Origin of the sequence: Flavobacterium sp. FlaQc-52 (assembly GCF_044007495.1) — a bacterium.
GTDB lineage: Bacteria > Bacteroidota > Bacteroidia > Flavobacteriales > Flavobacteriaceae > Flavobacterium > Flavobacterium cupriresistens.
Genome location: NZ_JBIPCV010000002.1, coordinates 102324 through 121022, shown reverse-complemented (window position 1 = coordinate 121022; position 18699 = coordinate 102324). Strand labels below are relative to the sequence as shown.

At 36.4% G+C, this 18699-nt stretch carries 8 protein-coding genes; 7 read left to right on the top strand and 1 reads right to left on the bottom strand.

The genetic code is table 11. From position 1 onward, the window contains the following. Positions 1-1290: 1290 nt before the first annotated feature. The 7 genes from ACHRV5_RS04285 (at position 1291) to ACHRV5_RS04255 (ending at position 17486) form a co-directional block, all read left to right on the top strand. A complete protein-coding gene (locus ACHRV5_RS04285; protein ID WP_395425900.1) occupies positions 1291-4389 on the top strand; it encodes a SusC/RagA family TonB-linked outer membrane protein in 3099 nt (1032 codons plus the stop codon). A 35-nt stretch (positions 4390-4424) separates the two neighbouring features. Further along, a complete protein-coding gene (locus ACHRV5_RS04280) occupies positions 4425-5933 on the top strand; it encodes a RagB/SusD family nutrient uptake outer membrane protein (RefSeq protein WP_395425899.1) in 1509 nt (502 codons plus the stop codon). Positions 5934-6035: 102 nt separating this feature from the next. Next, positions 6036-7445: an aryl-sulfate sulfotransferase gene (locus ACHRV5_RS04275; RefSeq protein ID WP_395425898.1), complete on the top strand. Its 1410-nt coding sequence runs from the start codon at positions 6036-6038 to the stop codon at positions 7443-7445. A gap of 265 nt (positions 7446-7710) precedes the next feature. Then, entirely contained in the window at positions 7711-8700 is a 990-nt protein-coding gene (locus tag ACHRV5_RS04270; protein WP_395425897.1) for a c-type cytochrome, read from the top strand. Between the two features lie 37 nt (positions 8701-8737). Beyond that, positions 8738-11746 (top strand): glycoside hydrolase domain-containing protein, encoded by a 3009-nt coding sequence (locus tag ACHRV5_RS04265; protein ID WP_395425896.1) that lies wholly within the window; start codon positions 8738-8740, stop codon positions 11744-11746. A 431-nt stretch (positions 11747-12177) separates the two neighbouring features. Then, positions 12178-15273 carry a DUF5107 domain-containing protein gene (locus tag ACHRV5_RS04260; protein WP_395425895.1) on the top strand — a complete coding sequence of 1032 codons (3096 nt, stop codon included), beginning with the start codon at positions 12178-12180 and terminating at the stop codon, positions 15271-15273. A gap of 26 nt (positions 15274-15299) precedes the next feature. Further along, a complete protein-coding gene (locus ACHRV5_RS04255) occupies positions 15300-17486 on the top strand; it encodes a M1 family metallopeptidase (RefSeq protein ID WP_395425894.1) in 2187 nt (728 codons plus the stop codon). 378 nt (positions 17487-17864) lie between these two features. Here the strand turns inward: ACHRV5_RS04255 and ACHRV5_RS04250 are convergent, their stop codons facing one another. Next, positions 17865-18515, bottom strand: a complete 651-nt coding sequence (locus ACHRV5_RS04250) for a sugar-binding protein (protein WP_395425893.1) — start codon at positions 18513-18515, stop codon at positions 17865-17867. Between the last annotated feature and the right edge of the window lie 184 nt (positions 18516-18699).

Here is an 18699-nt window from a genome sequence, read left to right as displayed (position 1 = left end):
ATTACGCCTCCTCAGTATGACAAACTGTACGGAGTTTCTTGTGTGATTTCTCATTCTTCGAAATGACAGAAGTTGTGGGGTAATGTAAGTTCATTTTAGCAGTATCTACATTTTCTTAAATATTTTGACGCGCAAAATTTAAAACCATATTAACATCGTACTTCTGTTTTTTTGTCATTTCGAAGAATGAGAAATCACACTAGCTGCTCCGCTTCTATTTTCCACAATTTTGTCATACTGAGGAACGAAGTATCTTCACAAGTAATTCTTCCATAAAGTAAAGTTCAACGCTATCGATTCAGCAAACGTAGATCCTTCGTTCCTCAGGATGACAAACTGTACGGGGTTACTTGTGTGACTTCTCGACTTCGCTCGAAAGGACAGAAGTTGTGGGGTAATGTAAGTCCATTTAAGCAATACTTCTGTTTCCTTAAACACTTTTATGGTTTAATAAAAAACAACGGCTCTTCACCACCCTAAATCAACACATCCTCTTTCATTATCTTGCACTTTACATTTCACATCACTCCAACTTCATCTCTTTAAAAGAATATTAAAATCCAGTAAACTCCTTAGAAATTTTCTATTCTTTTTTTGCCAAAACCACTTGATATTCTTCCAAAACCTTAATTCTTAATTTTTTGTTAATTTTTATTTTTCTAAAAATTGAAAATAGTATCAAAAATGATCCCTTATTTATATCAATTCCAACATAGTTTTCTAAACTAGAAATTTAAACGCAAAAAAGCTTTTTTGAAACCCCTTTTTCGCAAAAACACAAGTCTCTTTATCGTACATAACATAAGACTATACAATATAAAATATTCAGCATTTTCACACAAATACCAATGATATAACAAGTTATAGCAATTTAACATTAGAAATACTCAAACTAATAAATCTTTTTAAAATCAAAACATTTTATACAAATCACATCATTTTAAGTTAATAATTACAATTTACAACTATTTATGTGTTCGAGAACATTAATTTAATGTGTTCGAGCACATTTTTCATGTTTTTTCTTGTTTAATAAAAATATAATCTATAATTTCGTTAGGTACTATTCTTAAAATTAAGTTAATAGGTGAAATTTTTAAAGCGTTTTATAAGGTTTAAAGCGAGTAAAATGGATTAAGTAAACCAACATTAAGGTTGAAAAATGAAGCAGTGATTTATTGAAAAAAAAGATTCGATTAAAGAATACCATATTATTCCCAATCAGAAAAGAAATCCAAAACCTACAAATAATAAAAAACAGATTATTAATTAACCAAACTCGATTAAAGTATGAAATTTTTAACCCAAAAAAAGCCTAGAGATTTTCGGATTAACATTCTATCCGATAAAAAGGTCCAATTAACAGTTCTCTCGTTATTAGTTTTTGCGTTTCAGGCTTCGGCTGCTTCCTCGATAACTACTTCAGACGAAAATACTATAGTTATTCTTTTTGAAAAAATAGTAAAAGGAACTGTCACTGATCAAAATGGTGTTCCTTTGGCGGGTGCCAACGTTGTAGTAAAAGGAAGTTCAAAAGGCGTACAAACTGATTTTGACGGAAACTTTGCAATCACAGTACCGGACAATGCCGCGAAACTTATTGTAACGTATGTTGGTATGGAAGACCAGGAAATTACCATAACAAATGCTCCTCTGAAAATTATGCTGAAAGAAGCAGGACAAAAATTAGATGAAGTTGTTATTGGGTACGGAAAACAAAAGAAAAAAGACCTTACGGGCTCTATCAGTTCGATCAGCAAAGACAATTTAAATTTAGGAGGTACGATTGCCAATGTTGGTCAAGCGCTACAAGGACGTGCTTCAGGAGTTCAGGTACAGCAGAACAGCTACGCACCTGGAACAAACCCGTCAGTGGTAATCAGAGGAGGAAATTCTATTAATACTTCCAACGCTCCATTATATGTTGTAGACGGATTTATTACCAGCACAGGTGCTTCTATCAGTCCTAATGATATTGAAAACATCCAAATTCTTAAAGATGCTTCCTCTACAGCTATTTATGGTGCCAGAGGAGGAAATGGAGTTATCATCATTACAACTAAAAAAGGAAAATCAGGAAAAATGCAAATTGAGGCCGAAATTTCGGATGGTTTTCAAAACATCATCAATGAGCCTTCTTTATTAAGCGGACAGCAATATGCCAATATCCAAAATGCGATTGCAAAGGAAAATGGAAGACCTCCCGTTTTTCCTGCAAGTTTCCCAATCGCCAATACCAATTGGTTTGAAGCTGCAACACGTCCGGGAGAAGTGATTAACAGAACAATTAGTTTTAGCGGAAGCGATAAAACCTCTAAATTTTTTCTTTCCGGAAATTACCTGAAACAAACCGGAGCTATTGAAAACACTGATTTTAAAAGATATAGTGTAAGAATGGGTGGCGAGAAAAAATTCAACGACAAATTAAATGTCGGCACTAATATTTATGGTGCGGCAAGTGAAGGGAACAACAGCGATTTTGGCGACAATATCCTATCTCCTATGTTTACGATTCAGACCGCTATTCCAACTATTCCTATTTACAATCCTGATGGTTCTTACTACAAATATCAGGGAAAAGACAATGCTTTGGCCTTGTTATTGGAACCTACAGACCACGTCATCAACAGATTGGTAAACGGAAGTATGTTTATGGACTATGAAATTATTAAAAACCTTACGTTCCATTTTGGTGCCGGAGCAGAATGGCAGGAAAATATCCAGGGAAAATATACTCCTAGTACGTTAATTGCCGGAGCTGCCCTGCATGGTACCGGATCTGAAGAGAATAAAACCTATTTCAGATGGAGTACAGATCAGTATCTGACTTATAAATTTTCAATAAAAGAACATTCCATAACAGCAATGATTGGAACTTCTAATCAAAAAGATACTTACGAACGTCTAAAAGCTTCCGGTTCCGGTTTTTCTAATGATTTATTGACGTATCATAAACTCGAAAGTGCTGAAGTATACCTAAGACCGGAAACAGAAAAAACAGAAACGAAGCTTACCTCTTATTTTGGCCGATTAAACTATTCTTATTCAGATAAATATTTAGCCTCCTTTACAATAAGAAAAGACGGTTCTTCCCGATTTGGCCCAAATAACAAATTCGGAATTTTTCCATCCGGAGCCGTTGCCTGGAAGCTTTCCAACGAACCTTTTATAGAAAAACTAAATACATTCTCTGAGCTTAAATTAAGAGTGAGTTACGGTATTACAGGAAGTGATGGCATTGGAGACTATGCCTACCTGAGCAGACTGACTCCATGGGGAACAGTAATTGGACAAGGCGGTCTTTCGGGTGGTAACGAGCCTGCCAATTTAGCAAACCCTGATCTGAAATGGGAAGAAACAGCCCAAACCAATATCGGATTGGATATGGGTTTCTTTAACAGCAGATTGAACATCACTATCGATGCGTACAAAAAAAGAACAACTGATGCTCTTTTGAATGTTCCTGTTGGTGGATGGTGGGGCTTTGGTACCCTAAGATTCAATTCCGGGGTTATTGATAACAAAGGAATCGAGTTAGGCATTAACACTGTAAACTTTAGCAATGATAAATTTACCTGGAGTACTTCTCTAAATTTTGCTTACAACAAACAAGAAATTGTATCCCTTGCTGATAATGTTAAAATAATCAGTAACAGTACTTCTAACCCAAGCGGAACTGTTTCCGGACAAGAATTTACAAGACTGGAGCCAGGTAAGGAAATGGGCGTTTTATTCGGTTATAAGTATGCAGGGGTTATAAAATCAGGAGAAACGTATGCTCCGCAGCCGCTTTCTGTACCCGGAGATCCAAAATATGAAGATCTAAATGGTGACGGAACCATTACAGCTGCCGACAGAACTTATTTAGGAAATTCTACGCCGCATTTTATTCTCGGGTTTAATAACGATTTTAAATATGGAGATTTTGATTTGAATATCTTCTTTCAGGGTGCTTTCGACTATTCCGTTTATAATATGACTGCAATGGTTGGTGAGTCTACTACAAGTACTGATGCTTTAAATCGCTGGGTTGCCAATACAAATGAAAATACGGATATTCCGAGAGATGGTTATTACAAAAGTAAATATGGCAGTTATGTCAATTCAAAATTTGTTGAAGAAGCTTCCTACCTGCGTCTGAAAAATGTTTCTATCGGTTATTCTATTCCGCAAAGCGTATTAAAAGAAGTTAAATTCATAGATAGTATCAGATTGTATGCTATTGGACAAAATTTGCTGACTATTACAAATTATTCCGGAAATGATCCGGAAGTAAATGGACATTTTACCACTGATAATACCAAACAGAACTTAGGCGGAGGAATTGATTTCAACTCCTTCCCGGCTTCCAGAACGTTTATTCTAGGTATTAAAGTTGCAATTCATTAGTCTAAAGGCTTTTTAGTAACATTAAATTTATTAAAATGAAAAAATATACAGTACTCTTACTTTTACTTGTCGCAGGTACACATTTTTCGTGTAATGAAGATCTAGACCCCACCATATACAGTAGTTTAACAACTGCGAATGGCTATCAAACAAAATCGGATGCCATAGCGGCTATAAACGGAATTTACGGCAGATTGAAAGGTCCGTCTGTAGGTGACAACTTTTCATACTGGGCAACACGACATTTTGCTTTAACGGATATTGCAACAGATTTGGGACATTGTCAGTACGGCGGGGATCCGGGTCAATTATCTTTAGGGACCTGGAGTTCTACTAATGGATTGCTTTTAGAAGACTGGAATGCCATGTACAAATTGATTGCCAATGCCAATAATGCCATTTTCTACATCAATCAAATGCAGGAAATTTCAAGTTCAGATAAAGCGCAATTTATAGCTGAAGCCCGATTTCTAAGAGCTTCCGGTTATATGGACTTAACAGATTCCTGGGGACCTGTAATTTTAATTACGGAAGCCGATTTAACTAATCCGGATTACTTGGCACAAACCCCTCCAACATCGGTTGAGGCAATTGATGCTTTTCTGATCAAAGAACTCAACGATGCTGCTGCTGTACTTCCTATAAATTATCAGGACAATCCTATCTATGGTGGTAATGATGTAGGACGCGCTACAAAAGGTGCTGCTTTAACTTTATTAGCGAAATTGTATTTGCGTGCGCACGACTGGCAAAAAGTCGCTACGCTTACACAACAAGTAATGAACTTAGGTCAATACAGTCTTTATCCTAGTTATTCAGGATTGTTCAAAGAAAGTAACAAATGGTGCAGCGAAAACATTTTTTCTTCTCTTAGCGATGCCAATACAAACGGAACGGAGTTATTGAACCATTTTGGACCAATTGATCATCCTGTTGTTGAAAACAGATGGCAGTATTATACGGTAAACTGGGATTTCTACAACACCTTTGGTAATGAAGATGACAGAAAACAATGCTTTTTTCCAGAATTTATGGGAACAGATAAATTGCTGCACAAACAAGCACCATCTTTGGGTGCAGAGCCACCGGCAGGCGTATTTTACATGCCCGATGTATCGACCAGAAAATACGCAGATGATGAAACTACCACCTATTATGATGGTCACAGTGTCAACATTTTACGTTATGCAGATGTATTGTTAAGCAGAGCCGAAGCACTAAACGAGATCAGTGGTCCAACCATTGAAGCTATAGATCTTATCAATCAGGTGAAAGGAAGATCTCATGCCAAATTATTGGTTTTAGCAGATTACAATCAAAGTACTTTGAGAGATGCTATTCTGCAAGAAAGAGGATGGGAACTTTTCTACGAAGGTAAACGCCGTCAGGATTTAATCCGAATGAATAAATTCGACGTTCTTGTAAATGCCTATCACCTCAGAGTTGGAGAAACGGCACAAATCAAAATGCCGCAAAATAAATATTACACCTATCCGCAAAGCCAGGTTGATCTAAACCCCAATTTAAGCAATGCTAATAGATAAATAAGAGCAGGAAAATCAGGAGTAGACAACGTTTTCAGCGTTGTCTGTTCCCGATTTCATACAAAAGAAGTACCTTTCTGTTTCACAAAAGAAGCTTTTCCTATGATCAAAAAATTAATTGTAAAATGGAGTTTTATTTTGGCATTGCTTGTATTGACAAGCTGTTCCAAAAATCAGAATCGCATTCTAAATATTGCCATTGGAACTCATAGCAACAACGAATTGAAGATTCAGATCGATGTTACTACGAGTGACAACCTTTCGGTTTATGCAGAATATTGGGCTGATACAAAAGGAATTAAAAACAAAGTAGCTACTCCAATTTCAAAAACAGGACTTTCACATTCTTTGATACTTTGTAGCGTTAGTCCCGAAACTAGTTATAGTTTTCAGGTGGTTACGGTTGCAAACGGAGAAAAAAAGACAAGCAAAATATATCATTTTAAAACCAGAAAATTACCCGAATGGTTACAAAAACAATTTAAAGCCAATTTTCAGAAACCGGAACTTTTGCCTCAAAATTTCAAAAAAGGTTTTCTGCTAATGGGCAAAAGAGAAACGCCGGGTACCGCTTATATTGTTGATTATAAAGGTAATTTGAGATGGTATCATACCGTAGAAGGAACCGGTTTTAAAGTCACTCATTTTACTAAAGACCAAAGTATTATAGCTATTTTAGGAAAAAACAATGAACCGACAAGCTACGGCAGTGAAATTCTGGAAATCAATTTACAGGGAGACACTTTAACACATATTAAAAAAGGACAAGGTGATTTTAAACAAGTAATCCATCATGAAATCATCAAAAAATCGACTAATGAAATTGTAACCTTGTTTGTTGATGAAAGAATAACCGATTTAACGGCTATTGGTGGCAAAAAACAAGATACGATCAATGGAGATGGCATTCTTATTTTGAATAAAAAAGGAAAACAACTCTGGAAATGGAGTGTTTTTGACGACTTAGATCCAATGAAAGATAAGGCCTTATTGAAAACCAAAAAAGACTGGATGCACGCCAACAGTCTGAATTATGATAAAGATGGAAACTTTCTGATCTCTTTTTACAATAACGGTCAAATTTGGAAAGTAGATGCCAAAACCGGAAAAGTGATCTGGAAATTAGGAAAAGGTGGTACATTATCGCAAAAAGAAAATTCCAGTTTCTCGCAAGCACATGCCGCACACATTAATCCCGAAGGCAGTCTACTTTTTTTTGATAATGGTGTTGATAAAAAACAATCCTCGGTATTTGCTTTGAAAATAAATGAAAAAGACAATTCCGCGCAATTGGATTTTCAGATCAAATTGCCCAAAGAAATTTATAATGACAGAATGGGAAGTGCTTATATGATTGATAAAGAAACGCTATTGTGCTGTTGTTCAAAAAGACATATAACGGTTCTGACGAATAAAAAAGGAGTGTTACTTTGGGCTTTAGAGTCCGAAATCCCTCCTTATCGCGTTGAGTTTATTCCGGAAGAAAAATTAAAACCGTTTCTTTTCAATTAAAAAAAATAGTCACAATTAATTTTAACACATAGAGACATAGCTAACAAAACTTAAAAAAAAAGGGCGTTTTACTTTAAATAAATCACAGGAGACGAGGTGAAAAAATTGTGATTTTCTTGAAATTTCTCCAATTGTAAAATGCCAAATCTATGTTCCTAATGTGTTAAAAAACATTTAGCTAAATTATAACCAACGGGTTAATAATAATAATGACGTAAGTGAATCGCTTTTTTAGTATTCGAGTATCAGATTAAAACTAGTAAACATGAAAAAAATAATTCTTATTGGTTTCTCTTTAGTGCTGCCAATTGTAGTGTTCAATTCGTGCAATACCTCTAATTCTCAAACATTAGCAAAAGAAACCTCAGACGATGAAGGTTACATTACCATAGATACCTCCAAAATTCCGGACGATCCATTTGGTGAATCCGTTCGATATGGAAGAGAATTAATGCTAAAAACAGCCTATTATATTGGGCCAAACGGCATTAAAGGAAAATATTTGGGCAATAAAATGAACTGTACCAATTGCCATCAGGATGCCGGTACAAAACCGCATGCTTTCAACCTGATGTCTTCGCATGACAATTATCCACAGTATCGCGGACGTGAAAATAAAGTACTCACACTTGCTGAACGGGTTAACAATTGCATCATGCGTCCTCATTCCGGTAAACCTCTTCCGCTTGACGGAAAAGAAATGGTCGCTTTTTTATCTTACTTTAAATGGATTAGCAAATTTGTTCCTAAAGACGGGCAATTCAAAGGGGCTAAAAATCTGGAAATCGATTTTCCCGATGTAGCTGCCAGCCCTGAAAGAGGAAAAACATTATTTATCGAAAACTGCGTTCGTTGCCACGGAGCTGATGGGGAAGGAAAATACAACGAGGACAAATCCGGTTATGTGTATCCTCCGCTTTGGGGACAATACGGCTATCAGCCGGGCTCAAGCATGCATAGAGTTATCAAACAAGCCCAGTGGCTAAAAAGCAACATGCCATACGATAAAGTAACGCTAGGAAAACCTTATCTTACAGACACAGAAGCACTGGACATCGCCGCTTACGTAAATGATGATGCTATACACACGAGACCAAATCCGAAAACATTTGACTATCCGAATAAAATGGGCAAACCAATCGATTATGCCCACAGTCCTTTTAGTGATACTTTTTCTGAAGAACAACATAAATACGGTCCATACAAACCCATTATTGCCTATTGGAAACAAAATGGATGGAAAGCCGTTTATTAACTTTATATCAATATCTCCCTTTAACTTGAACAAAAAAATGAAGCCAAACCTAAAAAACAACCCAATTTTAAGTCGAATAGTGCTAATGTGTTTTTTCATTATCAGTATTCCATTAAGTGCGCAACAAATAAAATATACCGACGGTAATGACAGTTGGAATCCAAATCAATTAGGAAATCATCGCGCTGTGGTGGTCTTTTCCGGTACTGGCGCCGTTGCCAAAACGACTATCGAATGGCGCCGAAGAGATGAAAACCCGGATCAGAAAAAAATTATCATTCAGGATGCCACCGGAAAAGAAATTACAAACCTGAAAACAGTTAACATCACGAGAGAAAGCGGTACTATTTTCTTTGAGCCAGTTTCGGGTCAGACGACTTATTATGTGTACTATATGCCTTATATTGATGAAGGTGATGCAAACTATCCAAAAGGAGTGTATGCCAAACCCGAATACAAAGCCGATGCGCAATGGCTGGCCAAAATAAAAACAGCTGCGGCGGACAATACTACTGTTCAGGAAATCCAGAGTGTAAATGCTTTTAACAGTTACTACCCTATGGAAGTTATTGCTACAGCGGCAGAAACACAAGACATCATTGCTAAAAACAGTGGTAGTTCTTTTATCGTTTTTCCCGAAGACCGATTAAATTCAATCCGAATGAAAAATGATCTGCCACAACGCTGGATCCAAAAAGGAATTCAAAACACCTTTGCTGACACCGCATTAAAAGGAGAATATTTAGCTTTTCAATTGGGGGTTTACGCCTTGCAAGACATTACTAATTTAAAAGTTACTTTCTCCAATTTAATCAGCAACAACGGAGCAATCATTGAAGCTAAATATTTAAACTGCATCAATACCGACGGAACCAGATATGACGGATCTGTATTTGCCAATACCGTTTCAGTTTCAAAAGGAAAAGTACAGGCAATGTGGTGTGGCATTGACATTCCGCAAACTACTGCCGCGGGAACCTATACCGGAAAAGCAGTCGTGAATTGTGATGGGAAAACAAAAGAAATTACCCTTCAAATAAAAGTAACGAACGAAGTGACTCAAAACGGAGGAATCGATTTTCCGGAAAAAATGACGCGTTTAAAATGGCTCAACTCAACTTTGGCTCAGGAAAATACGGTTATTGCACCTTACATTCCATTAGTTGTAAAAGATACTGAAATCTCTTTATTGGGGAGAAAATTAGTCTTAGGTTCAAATGGATTCCCAGTCCAAATCCAAACTTTCTTTACGCCCGAAATGACTTCTATCGGTACAAAACCAAATGATATTTTGACCGCTCCGGCAGCATTTCATTTTATAGATGCAGCAGGAAAAGAATCTTTAAAATGGAAAAACTCAGGCCTTAAATTCTTAAAAAAAGAAGCCGGAACCGTTTCGTGGGAAAGTAGTTCTACCTCACAAGCCCTTCAAATGGATGTGACGGGAAGCATCGAATTTGATGGATTTGTATCGTATGCTGTAAAAATTACCGCTTTGGAAGATGCTGTTTTCAATGATATTAATTTTCATATGCCATTGCAATCTTCTGCTTCAAAATACATGATGGGATTAGGCCAAAAAGGGGGTGATCGTCCTCAGACTTTCGACTGGAAATGGGATGTGGCACATAAAAATCAGGATGGTGCCTGGATCGGAAATGTGAATGCAGGATTGCAATTTTCATTAAGAGATGAAAAATACAGCCGTCCGTTAAACACTAATTTTTATTTGCAAAAACCTTTATTATTACCTTCTTCATGGGGCAACGAAAACAAAGGTGGAATTACAATAACACCAAACCAAAAAACAGTTTTGGTCAATGCCTACAGCGGCAATCGCACAATGAAAAAAGGGGATGTTTTATACTACAACTTCAATTTATTGATCACACCATTTCGTAAAATAGACACTGATTTTCAATGGAACACGAAGTTTTATCATAAATACAGTAACCTCGACACTATAGCCCAAACGGGAGCAACGGTAGTCAATATACACCATGCCAATGCCATTAATCCCTACATTAATTATCCTTTTATTGAATTCAAAAAAATGAAAGAGTACATTGATGAAGCACATCAAAAAGGATTAAAAGTAAAAATTTACAACACCGTAAGAGAGGTTTCTAATAAAGCGTATGAAACTTTTGCTTTAAGAAGTTTGGGACACGAAATTTATTCTCCGGGTAAAGGAGGCGGATTCTCCTGGCTACAGGAACATGTGGGTGATGATTATATCGCAGCCTGGTTTGTTCCCGAAATAAAAGATGCTGCCATTGTAAACAGCGGTATGAATCGTTGGCACAATTATTATGTGGAAGGAATGAATTGGCTGACACAAAACGTTGGCATCGATGGTGTTTATCTTGACGATGTGGCTTTTGACAGAATTACCATGAAACGTATCAAAAGAGTACTTACCAAAGACGGTCACCCCGGAATCATCGATTTGCACAGTGCCAATCAATACAACAAAAGTGATGGTTTTAATAATAGTGCCAATTTGTATATGGAACACTTTCCATACATCAATAAACTGTGGTTTGGAGAATATTTTGACTATGAAAAAAACAATCCTGACTTTTTCTTAACTGAAGTGAGCGGTATTCCTTTTGGATTAATGGGAGAAATGCTGCAAGATGGAGGAAATCCATGGAGAGGAATGGTTTACGGAATGACCAACAGAATGCCTTGGAGTCACAATGCAGACCCAAGACCAATTTGGAAATTATGGGATACTTTCGGCATTAAAGGTTCTGAAATGATTGGTTATTGGAGCGAAAACTGTCCGGTAAAAACAACTAACGAAAAAGTATTGGCAACGGTTTACAAAAAGAACGGTACAGCCTTAATTTCAATCGCAAGCTGGGCAGATGCTGATGTAAAAGTAAAATTAAACATCGACTGGAAAAAACTGGGAATCAATCCTGCCAAAGCGACAATTACAGCATTGGAAGTGGCTAATTTTCAGCCTGCGCAAACTTTTACGGCAAAGGATGAAATTCCCGTCGCTAAAGGTAAAGGGTGGTTGCTTATTGTTAAGTAATGCTTTATCCAGATTTAAACACGAATTGCACGAATTAACACAAATTGAAAATGGTTTTTTGCCACTGATTTCACAGATTAACACAGATTAATTTATTTAAAAAAATCCTTTTTAATCTGTGAAATCTGTGGCAAAAGTAAAATCGTTTTTAACACAGATGTAAAGATAAAATAGCACGCAGATTTTGCAGATGCTAAAAAAAATCTGCAAAATCTGCGTGAAAACAAAAAAGAAAAAAATCTTTTCTAATCCTTTTAATCTGTGGCAAAAGCAAAATCGTTTTTAGCACAGATGAAAAGATAAAATAACACGCAAATTTTGCAGATGCTAAAAAAAAAATCTGCCAAATCTGCGTGAAAAAAAAAAGAAAAAAATCTTTCCTAATCCTTTTAATCTGTGGCAAAAAAACACGAAACAATAAATCGCTCCCTATGAAACTTAAACTATTCGTTCCCTTTCTGCTCTTCGGAAGCCTTTTTTCAAATGCTCAAAACCAACCAACAATAAAAGAATACCAAAAAGTATTCACCACCTATCCATTCTCAGATCCGGATCCGGTTCCGAAACCGGATACCAAAATTTACCCGTACTTCCGTTTTGATGGTTTTACTGATAAACCGATTCAAAAAGAATGGAAGGTCATTGAATTGGAGAATGACTATATCAAATTAATGATTCTGCCCGAAGTAGGCGGAAAAGTTTGGTCAGCCGTAGAAAAAGCTACTGGAAAAGACTTCGTTTACAACAACCATGTAATCAAATTCAGAGATATCGCCATGCGTGGACCTTGGACAAGCGGTGGTGTAGAAGGCAATTATGGAATTATTGGGCATACTCCCAATTGTGCTACTCCCGTTGATTTTATAACCATTAACAGAGCAGACGGAAGCGTGAGTTGTGTGATTCAGGTTTTAGATTTACTGACCCGTACGTCCTGGAAACTGGATATTAATCTGCCAAAAGACAAGGCTTATTTTACTACCAATTCGTTTTGGTTTAATTCAACCGAATTCGAACAGCCTTATTACACCTGGATGAATACGGGAATCAAAGCCGCCGGAAATCTGCAGTTTATTTATCCGGGCACTACCTACCTGGGTCATGACGGCGAGCACAATGCCTGGCCCATCAACAAACAAAATGGCAAGGAGGTCTCTTTCTATAAAAACAACGATTTTGGCGGTTATAAATCTTATCATGTTTTTGGAAAATATACTGATTTCTTTGGTGGTTATTGGCATGACGAAGACTTTGGAATGGGAAGATACAGCAATCACGATGATAAAGCAGGTAAAAAAATATGGATTTGGGGACTGTCACAACAAGGAATGATCTGGGAAAAATTATTGACCGATACCGACGGACAATATGTAGAAGTACAAAGCGGAAGATTGTTCAATCAGGCAAGCGAAAACAGTAGCTTCACTCCTTTTAAACAACGCTCTTTTGCACCCTACCAAACAGATTCCTGGACCGAATACTGGTTTCCTGTAAAGCAGACCAAAGGTTTCGTAAAAGCAAACAACTATGGTTCTGTAAATGTAAAAAATGAAAATGGTTGGCTTAAAATCTATTTTTCGCCACTTCAAAAAATAAAAGATAAACTCGAAGTTTTTGATAATGACAAGAAAATCTATTCTAAAGACATTTCGCTTTCGACCTTAGAAACCTTCAAAGATTCTGTTCAAGTTTCGGTTAATCCAAATAAAATAAGACTTACGCTTGGCGAAAATAAATTAGTTTGGAATTCAGATCCTGAAGACGGAAATCTAAGTCGTCCTTTAGAAATACCAAAAGATTTTGACAACAATTCCCTTTACGGATTGTATCTTCAAGGAAAAAATTACATTAGTTTTAAAGATTACATAAAAGCAGAAGAAAAATTGTCGGCTTGCCTGAAAATAGATCCGAACTACGCTCCTGCTCTATCCGATCTGGCTTCTTTACAAATTAGAAAACTGCAATACAAGGAAGCAGTTGCAACCGCAAGTAAAGCTTTGGCAATAAATACCTACGATCCTGCGGCAAACTACTATTATGCTTTAGCCAATTTACATTTAGGAAATAATACGGATGCTAAGGATGGTTTTGACATCGCAGCCTCAAGTGTCGAATACCGCTCTGCCGCTTACACGCAATTGAGTAAACTTTATTTCAACGAAAATCAACAAGCAAAAGCAATCGAATACGCGGAAAAAAGTCTGCTAAACAATCCATATAATTTAGAAGGTTTACAATTGCTGGCCGTGATTTATCGCTTGCAAAACAATTCTGAAAAAGCCACCGCTTTATTAAATCAAATAAACTCCATTGATCCGTTGAATCATTTCGCAGGGTTTGAAAAATACCTTTGGGAAAAATCAACAGCTTCAAAAGTGCATTTTACTTCACTTATTCGAAATGAAATGCCGGAACAAACTTATTTGGAATTAGGGATTTGGTATCAACAATTGAATCTTAAAGAAGAAGCTTTAAAAGTTTTTGCTCTTACCGTTCCAAATGCTGAAATTATCTATTGGATGGCTTTTTTAGAAAATAAAGCCGTTGATTTAAGTAAAATACAACCCGGAACCAGTTTTCCTTTCCGTCCCGAAACTGCTGAAATTCTGGAGAAATTAATCCAAACCAACGGGCAATGGCAATTGAAATATCATTTGGCTTTAATAGAATGGAATCGCAATACGCTTTCAAAAGCGAAAGAATTGTTTCTGCAATGCGGTAGCCAACCAGCAGATCCGGCTTTTTACGCGGCAAAAGCGGCTTTAATGAAAGAAGACGCACCATTGGTCGTATCGAGCCTGCAACAGGCAATTAAATTAGATAATCAGAGCTGGAGATATCCTAAATTACTGGCAGAGCATTATATCAATCAAAAACAATATGATAAAGCACTGGCCATTGCAGCTCCTTTTTACAAGCAACATTCCACGAATTATATCATGGGAATGTTATACGCCAAAACTTTATTGTTAAACAAAAAATATGCAGAAGCAGATACGTTTTTGACTAAATTAGAAATTCTTCCGTTTGAAGGAGCAACTATAGGACGACAACTTTATCACGAAGCCAAACTCATGCAGGCATTAAACCAAATAAAAAACAAACAGTACAAAAAAGCCTTACAATTTATCGCCGATGCCAAGTTGTGGCCTCAAAATCTGGGTGTTGGAAAACCATATGAGGAAGATATTGATGAAAGACTTGAAAACTGGTTAGATTATCACTGTTATACCAGCCTTAATAATTTGGATTCAGCAAAACAATCCTTAGAAAAAATTCTTACTTTTAATCCAAAAATAGACAATACCGTTATGAATTTTTTACCGGCAAATCAGCTTGTGTCCGCTTGGGCTATTGAAAAAACTTCTTCAGCAGAAAAAGCAACAGCATGGTTAAAAAATCAAGCTTCGTTATATCCTTCCAACAAAATTATTCAATGGACCTTACAAGTATATACTAAAAAGCAATCAACTCCTTTGACCGAGGATGAAAAAGACGGTGAGGTTCGAATTATTGAAAAACTATAAAAACTACCCATATAAATTAAAATACCATGAATAAACATTTTTTAAAATACACCTTTTTTAGCATTGTCTTGTTGGGCTGCCAAAATATAGAGGCACAAAATACAGATCAGAACAAAAGCGATCTGTCGATTTACAGAGTTACACCGTTAAAAGTTCACGATATACTACATACCAAACTAGAAGTGTCTTTTGATTATGGAAAACGTTTTTTGTATGGAAAAGAATGGCTTACGCTGAAACCTCATTTTTACGAAACCGATGCGCTTACGCTAGATGCCAAAGGAATGGACATCAAAGAAATTGCAGTTATTGACGGAAAAAAAAGTATTCCTTTAAAATACAGCTATAATAACGAACAACTTTTTATTACGCTAAACAGAAAATACAAAAGCACAGAAAATTATACTATTTACATCGATTATACGGCAAAACCGGATCAATTGAAAGCCAAAGGGAGTAATGCCATCACAGATGCAAGAGGATTGTACTTTATAAATCCGGACGGAAAAGGAGACAAACCCGTTCAAATCTGGACACAGGGTGAAACAGAAGCCTCTTCGGCCTGGTTTCCTACTATTGACAAACCCAACCAGAAAACAACTTCTGAAATCGCTATGACGGTTGAGGGCAAATACACCACCTTATCCAACGGGAAATTAACCGCGCAAAAAGTAAATAAAGACGGAACGCGTACCGACACCTGGAAAATGGAATTACCGCATTCTCCTTATTTATTTATGATGGCTGTTGGTGATTTTAAAGTTTATAAAGACACTCCCTATAAAGGAAAAGAAGTAAGTTATTATCTGGAGCCGAAGTATGCGCCTTACGCCAAACAAATTTTTGGAAAAACACCTGATATGATGGCGTTTTACAGCAAAATGTTGGGCGTGGAATATCCTTGGGCAAAATATTCACAAGTAGTAGCCAGAGATTTTGTTTCGGGAGCAATGGAAAATACATCTGCCACTTTACATGGCGAATACGTACAAAAAACAGAAAGAGAATTATTAGACGATAACCAGGAGAGTACCATTGCTCATGAACTTTTTCATCAATGGTTTGGAGATTATGTTACCGCTGAATCCTGGTCAAACTTAACCATGAATGAATCTTTTGCCACTTTTGGTGAGGTACTTTGGCACGGACATGATGCAGGACAAGACGCAGAAGATAAATCTCGTTATGAAAAATTACAAAATTACCTGCGCTCTCAAAAAAATGGAGACAGTCCAGTTTTAGCTCGTTTTCATTATCAAAACCAAGACGACATGTTTGATAATATCAGCTATTCTAAAGGATCGATTATCTTGTATGCGCTAAAAAATCAAATGGGCGATGAAGCCTTTTTTAAATCCTTAAATCATTATTTAACGACAAATGCTTATAAATCGGGAGAATCACACCAACTGCGTTTAGCTATGGAAGAGGTTACCGGAAAAGACTGGAGTCCTTATTTTAATCAATGGTATTACCAAGGCGGAAACCCAATTTTAAATGTTGAATACAGATATGCTGACGGAAAAGCTACCATTGCCGTAAAACAAATACAAGACAACTCGGTTCAGACGTTCAGCTTACCGCTAAAAGTGGATTTTTATGTGAATGGAACTAAAATTAGAAAAGAAATTTTAATTGACAAAAGAGAACAAAATTTTACTTTTGATGTACCGGCACAGCCCAATTTTACAGACCTGGATCCGGATAAAATCTTAGTTGGTAAAATTATTGACAACAAAAAAATAGCCGATTATCTTTTTCAATATAAAAATGCTCCCTCCTATTTTAACAGAATCGAAGCCGTAAAATTTGCTGCTACAGATAAAAGTCAGGATGCCCAGCTTGTTTTGTTGGCAGGTTTAGAAGACCAACAAGACGATGTACGCGTTTTAAGTATTAAAGCAATTAGTTTAGAAGACAATCAAACTAAAAATGCAGCCTTAAAAAGCCTGCTTAACATTGCCAAAAACGACAAAAAGACAATTGCCAGAGCAGCTGCGATTATAAAACTTGCCAGCACAGCTAATCCCGAATACAAAGGATTGATGCAAGAAAGTATCAAAAATCAATCTTACAACGTAATTGCGGCCGGTATCTGCGGACTAACTAAATTCTCAGCTGATGAGGCAGATAAAACACTAAATTCTTTAGACGAGGATACCAAGAACCATGTAACTCCGCTAATCAAAAAGTTTAACAGTCAGAAATACTAAAAAAGACAACAAGAAATTAAAACCTAAGTAAGCGATCTTATTTAGTATTGTTTGTTTTTGAAGAGATTATCTCGCAATCCGTGAGATAATCTCTTTTTTTATAAAGTTTTTTCCCCATCTGTCAGGCTGAGCGGAGCCGAAGCCCCCCTTTACCTATCCAGCCTTCGACTTCGCTCAGGGTGACAATAGTACAGAAAAGAGAGTAGAATCAAAACGATACTCTTTAGTAAATACCTTTAACCGCAAAAGAACACAAACATTTGTTCTCCCTTCGCGAAAAAACCTTGCGAACCTTGTGTAAACCATTGCATCCCTTGCGGTTAAACCTAAAACTTGAAACCTGAAACTTGAAACCTGAAACTTAAAACAATCCACACCTTACTCCACCAAAACAAACCTCCCAAAAGAAGAAGCAATATGAAAATTAGGCGTTTCAGTTTTAGGATCCACCCACGAAATCCAGGTGGCTTCATATTGTGAATCCGCTTTTTTAGAAAATTTAGCTCTAAAAACACCAGTTTCAATTGTATTATTATGAATTAAATCTAAAGCTTTTAAAGACGCCATACTGATCTTGCCCTGCACGGTAAAAAAACCATTCTCTTTTGACGCTTCGAGCTTTAAATCGATTCTGGGCCAATTCCACTTAAAATCAAAATTATGATTGGGAAAGGCTTCAAAATCCATTATTCTGGCCGCTGTATCCATCTCCAAACAATAATACGGGCTCATCGCTTCATTTTTCCTAAAAAATAGCTCTACCCTATCCGAATTTCCAATACAATCGATACTATCATCTTTTTGGTCGATATGGATATCACCATCAAAAACCTTAAAATTAAAATACAGATTATCGAAATCCCACAGCGCTCGAAATTCGATTTTTGAAAAGGGATCTGTATTCCAAGGTGAACAAAAATCGGTTAAACAATTGGCTTTTTCCCAGCACTGAAAATCCAAATCTGAAGCATTTATTTTTGCGTTTTGATCGGTAAATTTTACTTGATATTCTTTTAAAATTGTGCTCATATTTTTTTAGATTTTCAACGGTTCATTAACCCAAATTGACTTCTGTTTTTTCGAAATTTCAACCTCAAAAAAAAGACTGTTTTATTTCATTTTTAAAACACTAATATAAGGTAAACTTTCCTTAAAACGAACACTGTTTTTTACGTTATTTTTAGCTTCAAAATCAAAAAATAACAAAAATACG